Annotated in this window: 10 protein-coding genes; 4 read left to right on the top strand and 6 right to left on the bottom strand. The window is 57.6% G+C overall.

Annotated features, from left to right (window positions below; all coding sequences use genetic code 11):
• Positions 1-51: 51 nt before the first annotated feature.
• Positions 52-1,320, bottom strand: coding sequence for an OprD family porin (locus tag FHK95_RS17000; RefSeq protein ID WP_150305837.1), 1,269 nt, complete (start codon positions 1,318-1,320; stop codon positions 52-54).
• Between the two features lie 110 nt (positions 1,321-1,430).
• On the opposite strand from FHK95_RS17000, the gene FHK95_RS16995 reads away from it, so the two are divergent.
• The 4 genes from FHK95_RS16995 (at position 1,431) to FHK95_RS16980 (ending at position 6,970) form a co-directional block, all read left to right on the top strand.
• Complete coding sequence (locus FHK95_RS16995) at positions 1,431-2,588, top strand: TAXI family TRAP transporter solute-binding subunit (RefSeq protein WP_150305836.1); 1,158 nt, start codon at positions 1,431-1,433, stop codon at positions 2,586-2,588.
• A gap of 75 nt (positions 2,589-2,663) precedes the next feature.
• Entirely contained in the window at positions 2,664-4,541 is a 1,878-nt protein-coding gene (locus FHK95_RS16990) for a TRAP transporter permease (protein ID WP_150305835.1), read from the top strand.
• A gap of 132 nt (positions 4,542-4,673) precedes the next feature.
• Positions 4,674-5,555 carry a LysR substrate-binding domain-containing protein gene (locus FHK95_RS16985; RefSeq protein WP_150305834.1) on the top strand — a complete coding sequence of 294 codons (882 nt, stop codon included), beginning with the start codon at positions 4,674-4,676 and terminating at the stop codon, positions 5,553-5,555.
• A gap of 59 nt (positions 5,556-5,614) precedes the next feature.
• Positions 5,615-6,970: an MmgE/PrpD family protein gene (locus tag FHK95_RS16980; protein WP_150305833.1), complete on the top strand. Its 1,356-nt coding sequence runs from the start codon at positions 5,615-5,617 to the stop codon at positions 6,968-6,970.
• A 121-nt stretch (positions 6,971-7,091) separates the two neighbouring features.
• Here FHK95_RS16980 and FHK95_RS16975 read toward each other — a convergent pair whose 3' ends face one another.
• The 5 genes from FHK95_RS16975 to FHK95_RS16955 form a co-directional block, all read right to left on the bottom strand.
• Positions 7,092-9,161, bottom strand: coding sequence for a 3-hydroxyacyl-CoA dehydrogenase NAD-binding domain-containing protein (locus FHK95_RS16975; RefSeq protein WP_150305832.1), 2,070 nt, complete (start codon positions 9,159-9,161; stop codon positions 7,092-7,094).
• 10 nt (positions 9,162-9,171) lie between these two features.
• A complete protein-coding gene (locus FHK95_RS16970) occupies positions 9,172-11,259 on the bottom strand; it encodes an acetate--CoA ligase family protein (protein WP_150305831.1) in 2,088 nt (695 codons plus the stop codon).
• A gap of 15 nt (positions 11,260-11,274) precedes the next feature.
• A complete protein-coding gene (locus FHK95_RS16965) occupies positions 11,275-12,429 on the bottom strand; it encodes an acyl-CoA dehydrogenase family protein (protein ID WP_150305830.1) in 1,155 nt (384 codons plus the stop codon).
• Positions 12,430-12,616: 187 nt separating this feature from the next.
• On the bottom strand, positions 12,617-13,546 hold the full coding sequence (locus FHK95_RS16960; protein WP_150305829.1) for an electron transfer flavoprotein subunit alpha/FixB family protein: 930 nt from the start codon (positions 13,544-13,546) through the stop codon (positions 12,617-12,619).
• Positions 13,547-14,263 (bottom strand): electron transfer flavoprotein subunit beta/FixA family protein (locus FHK95_RS16955; protein WP_150305828.1); only part of this gene is annotated, 717 nt, incomplete at its 5' end.

The following is a 14,263-nucleotide window of genomic DNA, read 5'->3' as shown; positions in this document are numbered from 1 at the left end:
CGCCTATCTTTCTAAAGCATCAGAGCGCCCGTGAAGGCGCCCTGGGTGATTTTACCGAAGAGCTAAGGTGTAGCCGATGACCACCCGAAATTCGTCAACGTCCCGAGCAAAGTTCGAACGATAGCTTGCGTTACGCAGCCGGACATACAGGTTTTTCAGAGGCTTGCTCTGGAATGCATAGCGCAGCTCGGAGTCGCGCTCCCATTCCTTTCCATTCGCCGTTGAATTGATAATCTCGGCATTGGATCCTCGCACGTAGCGAGTTGTGAAGCTAAGGCCTGGAACCCCTGCATTGGCGAAATCGTAATCATAACGGGCCTGCCAGGAACGCTCGCCGGGGTTGGCGAAATCGTTAATCTGGGAAAAGTTAACCAGATAGGGATCGGTGCCGCTGATATAGGCAAAGCCGGTATCACCATGCATTCGCTGCCATCCCAGACCAAATTTGTGGCCAGCCTGCGCGTAAAAGGCCATGCCGTTGAATGCCTGGTTGTCGACTTCGCCTCCGACCTTCCGGCCGTAATCATCGCTGACCGATAGCCTTATGTCAGCGGTCACCTTGCCCAGACCCAGCGGGCGCGCATAATTTAGTCCCACGAAATGCTGGCGATAAATATTGTCCAGTTCAGAGCTGAAAAAGCTTAGTTTCAGCGTCTCAGTTACCGGCGCTTCAACCCCGAACAGATTGAAATAGTCCGCCTCTGCACCACCTACGAATCGGCTGTTCTTGTTATTGAGCTGCAGGGTCTCGCGATTGGAGGAGTTGCGCTGTTTGGTTTCCTTTAGTTGGCCGGCAGTGATCGCTAGGTTGCCGATATCGCGGGAGGTGAGCATCACGCCGTCAAAAGTCTGCGGTATGATTCGTCCATTGTTCGGTTTGATCACCGGCAAAACAGGTATATGCGTACCGATCTTTAGCTCGGTTTGCGAAACGCGGATCTTACCAGTGACACCCAGATGGGCGAACTCATCGGCAGCGCGACCGTCATCATGCACCGGCAATAATCCGGTATTAGCTCGGTCAGGGCTGGAGTCCAGTTTGACCCCGAGCAACCCGAGAGCATCTACCCCGAACCCTACGGTGCCTTCGGTATAGCCTGATTGCAGTTGCAGCAGAAAGCCCTGAGCCCATTCTTCACGCTTGGACTGGCCGTCACCTTCTCTGAAATCTCGATTCAAATAAATATTGCGTAGCTCAAGGTTGGCCTTGCTGTCTTCGATAAATGCAGCGCTGGCAAGGGGCGACCAACTGGCGCAAGTGGCTGCTAGTGCGAGCGGAACGGCAGAAATCAGTATGCGAAAAGTCAAGATGTTCACCATTTGTTATTAGAGTTGCACGGTTACCGCGGCTGCACGTCTTCGTGCTGGCCGCGGTGGGTGAACTCTACTAACGGCTAACTGCTCCGAGTTTTCACATAACTCATCCCATCATGATTTTTGGTAAAACCACCGCTCTGGCGTTTGGATATGATTGGGTCCTGGTCAACGGCCGTTGCCACAGCGCGACAGTGCTGGAGATGCAAAAGCGCGCTAAATCGGATTTCCGCAGCCTGCGTGAAGACAACACCGGTCTGCTGAACACGCGACTACACAAAAAAAAGATCTTGGAGTCTCGAATGACAATCACAAAACTGAGAGCGCTGGCTTTCGTAGGTATTTCATCCGCCCTGAGCGCAACCGGTGTCACTTCGGCGTATGCCGAGCAGTCCCAGTTATCCGTAGCAACGGCAGGCACCACCGGTGTCTTCTATGCCTATGGTGGTGCGATGGCGAACGTCGTCAGCAAATATGTTCCAACCATTTCCATGGTCGCAGAATCAACTGGCGGCACGGTAGAAAACCTCAAGATGCTCGGCAAGGGCCAGGCCGATCTGGCGACGGCCTCCGCCGACGTTGTTCATGAAGCCTATATCGACTACGAGAAGTCCAAGCACTTCCGGGGAAAGAAAGTCGAGATGTATGGCTTGTTCAACATGTACCAACAGCCCCACCACATCGTTACCCTCAAGAACAATGATATCAGCGACATCGAGGATATCCGGGGGGAGCGGGTTGTTGTGGGTGCGCCGGGCTCGGGTACCGAGGTCAAGACTCGCATGATGTTGGAGTCTCTTGGGATCACTTACCGTGATTTCCGCCCTGAGTTTCTGACCTTTACTGAAGGCGTCGAGGCGCTGCAGGACGGCACTGTCGAGGCTGTATTTCTAGGCGTGAATTATCCGGCGCCGGCTATCATGAGCCTCGCCATGACTAACCCTGTCAGGCTGTTGTCGCTCAGTGACACCCAAGCCAGCACGATTCAGAAAACCTATCCGTTCCTTAACACGGCCGTTATCCCGGGCGATACCTACAAGGGAGTGCCTGAGGATACTCAGACCGTTTCAGTGCAGACGTTGGTCGTCTCGGGGGAACATCTCTCCGAGGAAAATGCGTACCAGATCGTCAAGACCGTGTTCGAGCACAAAGAGGAGTTGGAAAACATCAACCACGCCTTCAAGCAGACCACGCTAGAGGCCGCGGCAGAAACCATGTTGCCACTGCATCCGGGTGCTGCCCGATATTACCGCGAAGTCGGTCTATTGAACTGATGTCGGGAGGGCGTAGCCCTCCCATCTCCGATTCCGGGCGGATACGCCTGCCTGAATACGGTCAGAGGAAGCATTATGACTAATAAAAAAATGCTGGGACTGGCGATTATCGCCATCTCGTTGCTGTTTACTGGGTTTCAGGTCTTTACCGCCACCAACGGCCTGATGACCGCCTTGCTGCAACGCAGCATTCACCTCTCTTTCGTTTTGACGCTGGTATTTCTTTTCTTTCCCGCGATCAAGGATTCCAAGCGCACGTTGTTTATCGATGTGCCTCTGGTGCTGGCGGCCGCGACTAGTGGTGCTTATCTGTACATCACATTCGACGATTTGATCTACCGTATCGGTGATCCGACCACACTGGATTTGATTATTGGCGCCACCACCCTTGTCGTGCTCCTGGAAGCTACTCGCCGTACGGTCGGTTGGGTGATGACGCTATTGGCAGTGTTCTCGCTGCTATACAGCTATTTCGGTCAATATCTGCCCGAGCCCTTTGGTCATTCGGGTCGCGACCTGGAGCGTATCGTCACGCAGATGTTTTTCTCTACAGAAGGCATCTATGGCGTTCCTCTGGGTGTGGCTGCGACCTATGTTTTCCTGTTCATTCTGTTTGGCACCTTCATGGAGAAAAGCGGGGTTGGCGCCATCTTCATCAACCTGGCCAATGCACTTGCCGGCAAATATCAGGGAGGCCCGGCTAAAGTAGGTATTATTTCCACCGCGACAGTGGGTATGGTCTCCGGTAGTCCGGTATCTGACGCAGCGACCACGGGCGCCTTTACCATTCCGCTGATGAAGCGCGTTGGCTACAAGCCCAAGACGGCTGCGGCTATCGAGGCTGTGGGTGCCTCTGGCGCTTCGTTAATGCCGCCGATCATGGGCGCGGGTGCTTTCGTTATGGCGGACATGACGGGCGTTCCGTACAGCAGCATCATCACTCATGCGCTTATCCCTGCATTGCTGTTCTACGCGGCGTTGATGTTTGTGGTTGGAAATGAAGCGCGCAAGGGAAACATGAAGTCGCTGCCGCCAGAGGAAATTCCGGGCAAGCGCGATGCCTTGATGAAAAGTCTACGACTGCTGATCCCACTGGGCGTACTGGTATTCTCGTTGGCGGTATTACGCGTCTCACCCCTGCGCGCTGCATTGTTTGCGACCTTGATAATTCTGGTCACCACGGTTGCCTACAACATCTTTCGTCCCGAACTCAAAGTACCCATGAGGAACCTGTTCGATGCGCTGATCGAGACCCCGCGCAAGGTGTTGGTAGTGTCTGTGGCTTGCGCTACCGCTGGTATCATCATCGGTATGCTGGGTATGACCGGCTTGGGTCTGAAGCTGTCGGATATTCTGATGAATGCCTCCCAGGGGTATCTGGTTGTTGCGCTGCTGTTTGCCATGGTCATTTCCATTGTATTGGGAATGGGGCTGCCACCGACGGCGGCCTACATTGTCATGGCAGTGACTGCCGCTCCGTTCTTGATTCAGATGGGTGTGCCGCTGATCGTTGCGCACTTCTTTGTGTTTATGTATTGCTGTTACGCGCCGATTACGCCCCCGGTTGCCCTAGCGGCTTATACGACAGCAGGGATTGCCGGCTGTGATCCGTTCGAAGCCGGGATCGAGTCTTTCCGTATCAGCCTGACCGGGTTTGTGCTGCCAATCATGATCGTCTTCAACCCATCACTGCTGGGTATCGGTGCATGGCATGAAATCTTGATGACCTGTGTATTTGCGGCGTGTGCCGTATGGATGATGGCAATCGCGCTGGTGGGTTACCTGCACAAGCCGGTCAATGCACTCTGGCGTTTACTCCTGGCTGCAGCTGCACTCGGCTGTTTAATGCCGTTGCTCTGGACCAATGTAGCTGCTCTGGGGGTACTAGCTCTGTTTCTGGTTACCAACACCAGCCTGTTCAGAACGCGGGCGACCACAGCGAGTTTTTCCTGAGTCCTGGGTTGCCGATTGTCGCAGAGCGCGCGATGCGCGCTCTGCGACGGTATGAACCAGACAAAACGACATGTAAGTCCGCGCCGGCAGTAGTAGGCTTTGGCACCCGATAACGTCAAAGGTCGCACTTCAATGCGTGAAATCCCTCCACTGAATGCCCTTCGCGTCTTTGAGTCCGTTGCCAGACTTAAGAGCTTTTCCAAAGCAGCTGAAGAACTGCATGTGAGTCAATCTGCTGTGAGCAGACAGATCAGCCTGCTGGAAAGCTATCTGCAGGTGCAGTTCTTTCACCGTGATCGCTCTGGAATCCGTCTTACCGACATTGGTGAGCAGTATTACCAAGGCATTCATCCGGCGTTCGACCGTATCGTGATCGCCACCCGCGGGCTGACAGCTCAAATGGATGATGAACCACTACGTATCCGCGTCTACTCGACTTTTGCGGCGCGCTGGTTGATGCATCGCCTGCCTCAGATGCAGACGATGCATCCGGAGTTGCGTATCCGCATTACCACAGCGGTAGCTCCGGTGGACTTCAGTGCGGAGAAGGTGGACGCCTCGATCCAGTTGGGCAAGGGCGATTGGGAAGGGCTCGATAGCCTTTTTCTGTTCAACGATGAGATGCGCCCAGTCTGTAAACCAAAGCTGGTCAGCGGCACGCCGACTGGTCGCAGTCCGGCAGATGTATTCGGGTTCCGGTTGATCCACTCCCACTACCGCAAAAGCGATTGGAGCGATTGGCTGGCGTCGGCGGGCATCGAGTACCAGATGGAAGAAGATCCATTCATGTTGCCCAGCTCATTGCTTGCCTATCAGGCAGCTCAGGATGGATTGGGTATCGCCATGGCGCAGACCAGGATGGTGGAGCAGGAACTGCGCTCCGGCACGCTGCTTTATTTTTGTGAACATACCTTGACCCGGGATCTTGGTTATTACCTTGTGACCCAGCCGGATTCGCCTAGAGCAACCAAGATCAGCCTGTTCCGTGACTGGCTGCTTAAAGAAATTGAGTAGCGCAGGTACCCGGCGGGTTTTCGATCCCCATTGATCACCCCCCTGAAAGTAGGAATCCCATGCCAACTTTGATTGAAGAACTGGCCGATTATAGCGTTCGCGAAGCGGCCCGCCCTCTGGATGAGCAGGTCGTCCACCATGCAAAACGTGCGGTGTTGGATTGGTTTTCTGCCCTCTACCCAGGAACGCGTGAACCTGTCGCACAGCGCCTGGTGAAGGCGTACTCCGATGAGGTCGGTATTGGTAAGTGCTCCATTCCAGGCTTTGCCAGCACCTGTTTGCCAGGCACAGCCGCCTGGATCAATGGCACTTCATCCCATGCCATTGAGTTTGATGACATCTTTCGCGATGCGGTCTACCACCCTGGCGTGCCTACAGTCGCTGCTGCGCTAGCCATGGGCGAGCAGCTGAATGCCAGCGGAAGTGACATGCTCAAGGCTGTGGTCATCGGTTACGAGATTTCTACGCGCATCGGAGCCGCAGTGCAGCCATCACACTACCGATTCTTCCATACCACTGGCACCATCGGCTGCTTCGCCTCTGCTGCGGCGGCTGCTTTTCTATTGGCTCCTGGAGACCGTAAGGTGATGGTCAACGCGTTGGGCACAGCCGGCTCGTTCGCGTCGGGTCTGCAGCAAGCGTTCCGCTCTGAATGCATGACCAAGGCACTGCATGGCGGCCACGCGGCATCGGCCGGGATTACTGCAGCCAGAGCCGCAGCGGCGGGCGTTACCGGCGCCGTCGACATGCTGGAGGGCGAGGTTGGCTTTGGTGCGGCAATGAGCAACGATCCGCAGTGGAGTAAAGCCGTTGCAGGCCTGGGTGAGATCTACAATATTACCCGTATCACTCAGAAAACCCACGGCTGCTGTGGTCACACTTTCGCCGCTATCGATGCGGTGCAATTGCTGCGTGAGCAGTTGTCCGCTGATGAGCGTGAGCAGGTGCAGCGAATCGAGGTTGATACGTATCAGGTGGCTCTGGATGTGACTGGCAATTATGAGCCCGAGTTGGCTTACCAGGCCAAATTCAGCCTTCCTTATGTGCTTGTTCAAGCCCTGCGATACGGATCCGTGCGCCTGGCAGCATTCAGCTCGGAGCGACTGGCGGAACAACACACGCGCGACATGATGCAGCGTGTGGTTCTGCGTGCCGACGCCGAGCTGACCCGCCAATTTCCCGGAGTACGCGCGGCCCGGGTCAAATTGATCCTGAGTGATGGTCGCGAATTGGAACATTTTGCGCCCTATCGCAAGGGTGATCCGGAAGCGCCGATGAGCGATACCGAGCTTGACGACAAGTTTGCCGAACTGGTCGCGCCGATATTGGGGGAGCAAGCCATGGGCAAACTGCGTGGGCAGTTATGGAGGCTCGATGAGTTGCAGCTGAAGGATCTGGGGTTGGCTGCGCTGTAACAGGAAGCGTGCTGCAAGTCAGTGGAGGGGTCTGCGCGGAGTAATCTTGGCAGACCTGAGCGGCAGACAAAAAAACGCCCCGGGAGCGCAACTGCCCGGGGCGTTTTCATTCGCCTGATAATCAGGCTGTCGCAGAGATCGACTGACGGTTATGCATATGATGGAACAACGCTAGGTCGCCCTTGACGAAGCCATGGCCGGTTACCCGAGCCAGCTCCTGTTGGCGACGTTTCAGGTGAGCCAGCGGCTGTCGGCTGGCCCAGAAGGAAGGGCCGCCTTCCCACTTTGGAAAGCCGAAGCCATGCACCAGCACCAGATCCACATCGCCGACGCGCGTGGTGACACCCTCCGTCAGCAATAGGGCCGCTTCGTTGGCCATGGTCAGGAGTACCCGCTCAACAATTGCCTCGCGGCTAAAAGGCTGACGGGTTATCGCTTTACTGGCTGATATCTGCTCGATCAATGCAGTGACTTGCCTATCCTCGCTGCGCGTTTTGCCGCTATAGCGGTAGTAGCCCGCCCCGGTCTTGCGACCCAGGCGGTTCATCTCGCACAGACGGTCCGGAATCTCCACATACCGCGCCCGCGGATCGCGCTGCGTCGCTCGAGCCTGGCGCATGCGCCAGGCGATATCAAGACCCGACAAATCCGCGACAGCAAAGGGGCCCATGGCAAAGCCGAAGGACTCCATGGCCGCATCGATCTCCGCGGGCAGTGCGCCTTCTTCCAGCATGAGTTCACACTGGCGGCGACACGCTGCATAAATGCGATTGCCAATAAAGCCGAAGGCGTTGTTGGCCAGAATCGGCAGCTTGCCCAGTCGGCGCACCAAGGCAAAACCGGTGGCGATGGCTTCGGAAGAGCTGTACATCCCGCGTACCACTTCTACCAGGCGCATCACATTCGCGGGACTGAAATAATGCAGGCCGATGACGTTTTGCGGCCGCTGCGCGACCTCCGCAATAGCATCAACGTCCAGATAGGATGTGTTGGTGGCGAAGATTACCTCTGCACCGAGCAACGGTTCGACCCGGCGTAGCAAGTCCTGTTTAACCGCCAAGTCCTCAAATACCGCTTCGATAACCAGCTGTGCCCGAGATATTTGGGTCCAGTCCGTAGTGGGACGTAACTGAGCAAGCGCGACATTGGCCTGCTTTTGCTGCATGCGACCGTCGGCTACACGCTGGGAGTAATGTTCCTTGATACGGCCTACGCCGCTAACCAGTGCCCCCTCGGATTGTTCCAGCAGCACGACATCCAGCCCTGCCTGCAGGATCGCCAGAGCGATACCGCTGCCCATCGTGCCAGCCCCGACGACCGCCACGGTAGTTATGCACCGAGGCGACACGTTGCTGATGTTCCCGAGCTTGGCAGCCTCCCGCTCGGCAAAAAACAGGTGCCGCGCGGCGAATGCTTCATCGGTCAGGCGTAGCCTCTGAAAAATGGCTCGCTCGCTCGCTAAAGCCTCGTCCACGGGTAGCAGGGTGGAGTCGACAATAGTCTTGATTGCTGCATGGATTTGCGGGCGATTTTTGCCCAGCTTGAGGGCGCGACGAGCTGCATCGTTAACAGCGATCTCGCCGGCAGGTGGTATGGGCAGGTCCCGTACCCGGCGCTTGCCTTTCATCTCGCGCACAAAGGTGATCGCAGCCGAACGTAGATCGCCATCCACGACCGCATCGACGATACCCAGGTCCAGTGCCTCAGGTGCCTTGATGCGCTCGCCCGAACAAATCATCTCAATAGCTTTGGGGATGCCGATCAGTCGCGGTAGCCGCTGGGTGCCACCTGCCCCTGGAATCATACCCAGGGTAACTTCGGGCAGCCCGACGATGGTTTTTTCGGTAGCGATTCGTGCATCACAACCCAGCGCCAGCTCGAAGCCCCCGCCTAGCGCAGCACCATGTAGAGCAGCGACCACGGGCTTATTGCAGCACTCAATGGCCTCGATCACGACGGGCAATTGTGGTTCCTGCAGGGGTTTGCCAAACTCGCTGAGGTCAGATCCGGCGATGAAGAATCCGCCTTTTCCAATGATCACAGCACCCATCAGCTCGGGCTCAAGGGTGACAATATTCAACGCCTCCAGCAGACCGCTGCGCACCTCCAGTGAGCCGGCGTTGACCGGCGGATTGTTGATCAGGATAACGGCGACGTCGCCTTCGCGTTCGATTGTTATGCATGGGTTCATGGGCGGTTTCTCAGGCAATTCGAACCAGGGCGTCGACCGCAATGACACCTTCGCCTTTCGGTTTGACCAGCAGCGGGTTCATTTCGGCTTCGAGGATCATGCAGTCTTGCTGCAATGCCAGTTTCGAGAAATCACTGACAGCCTGGGCAATGGCTTCCAGATCGCCTTCCTGACGCCCTCGATAGCCGGCTAAAGCCTGCAGGGCCTTGACCTCACTCACCATTTCCCGGGCCGCCTCCAGGCTTACGGGAGCCAGACGGATGGCGCGATCACAGTAGATTTCGGTAAGGATGCCGCCAGCGGCTAGCATTATTAGCGGACCGACTTCGGGATCGCGACGGAAGCCCACTAGCACCTCGCCAAGACCCTTGCTCATGGTTTGTACCAATACGCGTTCCACGGTAAGTTCGGGACGATGGGTGGCGATATTATCGACGATGCGCCGCATGGCCTCGGCCAGCTCCTCTGCATCATGCACGGGCAGTATCACGCCCCCAACATCGGTCTTATGCGCGATGTCGTCGTGTAACACTTTGACCACTACCGGGTAGTCGAACCCTAGCGCCGGTACCGGCTCGGCGACGTTGAGCACTTTGTAGGCTGCATGGGGCACACCCAGCGGCGAAATTAAAGCGTAAGCGTCGGCTTCGTTGAGCATGCGCTCGCCTTTGGCTGGTCCGTCGATACGGACCAGTTCAGTGGGGCGTCGGCGAGCGAAGGCAGCAGCGATCACGTCACCACAGGCTTCAGGCGTACGGAAGCTGGGCACCCCGGCTTCATTTAACAGGGCCAGAGCGGCAGGTGCCTCAGGCACCACGAAGCAGGCGAGGGGCTTATCACTGAAATTCGCCGAGTCGATCACCGGCTTGACCGCCAGATCCGGGTTGTAACGTGCGGAGGACCCGACAGTTGCCACTACCATGTCGAACTCAGGAGCGGTCAGCATGACTTCCAGCGCCGCTTTCATTATCTCGTATTTGGTTCCAGCCAGCGTCAGATCGACAATGCCTCCGTGGCTGACGTTGATCCCACGTTCGGCCATGCGGGCCAGGGTCTCGGCAGTCGGTGGTATCACCGAGACGCCGCGAATGCCAAGCTGATCCACTGCCATGGCAGCGCCGCCGCCGGTGGTCGTAACCACACCGACGGTGGGCTTGCGACCTTCGGTATTCAGAGTGTCGAGGGGTAGACGCGCCAGCAGAGGCAGGGCCTCGAGAAAGCCCTCGAGCGTTTCCACGCGAGCGATGCCACAATCGCGGAAGAAGGTTTCAGCCACCGCGTCCTCCCCGGCCAGAGCGCCCGTATGGGAGACCGCCAGTTCTGCGGCTACGTCGGAGCGGCCGAGCTTGTAAGCCACCACCGGTTTGCCGCGCCTGGCTGCGCCCAAGGCGAACTGACGTAGCTTGTCGGCATGGCTCATGGATTCGAGGAACAGCATGTAACCGGTGATGCTCGGGTCGTCCAATGTGCTTTCGCAGATTTCGCCGATACACAGGTCAGTCTCACTGCCGACCGAAACCAAGCCGGAAAAACCCACGCCCTTGCTGCGTCCGCGAGACGTCAGCGCACCGAGCATACTGCCGCTGTGGGAGGCGCAGAAGATGCCCCCAACCGGAAGATCAGGTTCGGCAAAGGCGGCATTGGCGGTCAGCACCAGCTTCTCGCGCAGGTTGACCACACCGAGGCTGGATGGGCCTAGCACCCGGACGCCGGTACGCCTGGCAATCTCGCGCAGCTTTTGCTCGCGGGCTATGCCTTCGGCGCCGGATTCTGAGAAACCTCCAGCGAGAATGGTCGCCACGGGGATTCCCAGTTGCCCGCATTCTTCCACAGCGTCAACGGCCAGCTTTGAGTTAGTGAGAATGAACGCATGCTCCGGCACTTCCGGTAGCGCAGATAGCGACGGGTAGGCTTTCTCGCCCTGTACCTCGGCGCGGGTGGGATTGACGTTATAAATGGTCCCGGCGTAACCAGCCATGCGCAGAAAGCGCAGCGGTCGACCATTGGTCTTGGCGGCATCGTCAGAAATGCCTACCAGGGCAATGGATCTGGGCTTCAGCAGGGCAGCAGCGATGGAAGCATTGATAGTTTCCTGCATGATGGCGTCTCCTGCTCAGGCTTTCGGCGGACGTTGATCGAAGCGGCGTCCGAACACGTCTTCAGCTATGCGGTTTTTCAGTATCTCGATGGAGCCGCCGGCAATCATCCAGCCGCGGGTTCGCTTGACACAATATTCCACCAGCGCCTCGGTGGAGTAGCCGTAGCCGCCCATCGCCTGTAGTGCCTCGTTGGATACTTCCCAGCCGGCCAGGTTGCAAGCCATCTTGGCCACGCTCGTTTCATAAGCGGAGGGCAGTCCGCCGTCGGCGTTCACTGCAGCGCGGTACAGCAGCAGCTGGGCGGATTCGAGTTTGAGCGCCATTTCGGCGAACTTCCATTGCAGACCCTGAAACTCACACAGCGGTCGACCGAACTGCTCGCGGGTCAAACAATGATCCCGCGCTACATTGAAAGCATGACGGCCGAGTGCGAGGGCACGGGAGGAGTTGCCGATACGTTCGACGTTGAAGCCGGAGATCTGCTTTTTGAAACCGCCCGGGCCGAGCAGTACGTTTTCCTTGGGAATGCGGCAGTCGGCGAAGTACAGCTGACACCATTCCTCACCGCTCATGAAAGGTGAGGGCTGACCAACCTCAAAGCCCGGGGTGCCGCGCTCGACAATCACCGAGCCTATGCCGTCCAGACCGGGTCCAAAGCGAACGTAGATCAGAAAAGTGTTGGCGTGCGGACTATGGGTGGAGAAGACCTTGGAGCCATTGATGATGTAGTGGTCGCCGTCTTCTTTTGCAGATGTTTTCAGTTCGGTGACGGCAGAACCCGCGCCAGGCTCGCTCATACCCAGCGCCAGCAGACTTCTTCCGGCAATCAGATCAGGCAGGAAGCGTTCTTTCAGCTCCGGAGAGGCGTATTCGGCGAAGGTGCGGATGGCGCCAAAATTGCCTGCCTGCACCACGTCGGCGCTTTTCGGACAAACCAGCGCCAGCTCCTGGATGGCGATGACCGCATCCATCAAGGTGCCCCCGATGCCGCCGTCTTCTTCCTTGATGGTGATGCCGAGCATCCCCTGTTCAGCCAGTTTGGCGGCGACGTCCCATGGATAGTCGCTCGCATGGGCGCGCTCAAGTGCGCCATCAGCCAGTTCGCGCTGGGCGAAACGGCGTACAGATTCGGCGAAAGCTTTTTGTTCTTCTGTAAAATTGAAATCCATCGGTGTCTACCATGTGTCTGATGATCGTAGGCAGATCCTATCCAATGTCGGCGTAGACGGGGTTTCCGAAAAATCATCGCGACATGAGATATTCGAAACAGCGGGCTGGTCCAGCGACAATTCTGAATGCACGGGCATAAAAAAACCCGGCCACGAGGCCGGGTTTTCATTACCGCTCAAACGTTACTTACAGCTTGCCGTCCAGCTCGGGGATGATCTGGAACAGATCACCCACCAGACCGTAGTCGGCTACCTGGAAGATCGGCGCTTCTTCGTCCTTGTTGATCGCAACGATCACCTTGGACTCTTTCATGCCGGCCAGGTGCTGGATCGCGCCGGAGATACCGACGGCGATGTACAGCTGCGGGGCAACGATCTTGCCGGTCTGACCGACCTGCATGTCGTTGGGTACGAAACCAGCATCCACTGCGGCGCGCGAGGCACCCACGGCGGCGCCGATCTTGTCGGCCAGCTTGTACAGCATTTCGAAGTTCTCACCGTTCTGCATGCCGCGGCCGCCGGAGATGACGATCTTGGCACCGGCCAGCTCGGGACGGTCAGACTTGGCCAGCTCTTCGCCAACGAAGCTGGACACGCCGGCGTCCTGGGCCACGTCGAGGTTTTCGACGCTGGCGCTGCCGCCTTCGGCGGCAACCGGGTCAAACCCGGTGGAACGTACGGTAATGACCTTGACCGCCGCGCTGGACTGCACGGTGGCAATGGCGTTACCGGCATAGATCGGACGCTTGAAGGTGTCAGCGCTTTCAACGGCGATGATCTCGGAGATCTGATCGACGTCCAGCAGGGCCGCAACGCGTGGCAGGTAGTTCTTGCCGTTGGTGCTGGCGCTGGCCAGGATGTGGCTGTAGTTTTTACCGATCTCGGCTACCAGCAGGGAGATGTTCTCCGGCAGCTGGTGCGCGTAGGCGGCGTTGTCAGCCAGCAGGACCTTGCTCACGCCAGCGACCTTGGCCGCGGCGTCAGCGACTGCAGCGCAGCCTTCGCCAGCAACCAGTACTTCGATGTCACCACCGATGGCGGTGGCTGCGGCCACGGTGTTCAGCGTGGCCGCATTGAGCTCGGCGTTGTTGTGTTCAGCAATAACCAAAATTGTCATTTAGATCACCTTGGCTTCGTTCTTGAGTTTGTCGACCAGCTCATCTACTGACTTGACCATGATGCCGGCGCTGCGTGCGGCCGGTGCTTCAACCTTGATAGTGGACAGGGTCGAAGTGGTGCTGACGCCCAGATCTTCCGGCTTGAGGGTCTCAAGCGGCTTTTTCTTGGCTTTCATGATGTTCGGCAGCGAGGCATAGCGCGGCTCGTTCAGACGCAGGTCGGTGGTGACGATGGCCGGGAGTTTCAGGTCCACGGTCTGGGCGCCGCCGTCGATTTCACGGGTAACCTTGACGCTGTCGCCTTCGACATTGACGGCCGAGGCGAAGGTGCCCTGGCCGTAGCCGGACAGCGCAGCCAGCATCTGGCCGGTCTGGTTGTTGTCGGAATCGATGGCCTGCTTGCCGAGGATAACCAGCTGCGGCTGTTCCTTGTCGACCACAGCCTTGAGCAGCTTGGCGATGGACAGGGAGTTCAGCTGTTCGGTTGACTCGACCAGAATGGCGCGATCGGCACCCAGTGCCAGCGCGGTCCGCAGCTGCTCCTGGGCAGCAGTCGGGCCGACGGACACAGCGATGATTTCAGTCGCCACGCCTTTCTCTTTCAGGCGCACGGCCTCTTCCACAGCGATTTCGCAGAAGGGGTTCATCGACATCTTGACGTTGGCGAGATCGACACCGGAATTGTCCGCTTTGACGCGAACCTTGACGTTGTAATC

It is taken from the genome of Pseudomonas saliphila, assembly GCF_008638345.1.
Taxonomy (GTDB): domain Bacteria; phylum Pseudomonadota; class Gammaproteobacteria; order Pseudomonadales; family Pseudomonadaceae; genus Halopseudomonas; species Halopseudomonas saliphila.
Note: the sequence above shows the minus strand (reverse complement) of the source record. Positions and strands in the feature narration are given on the sequence as shown.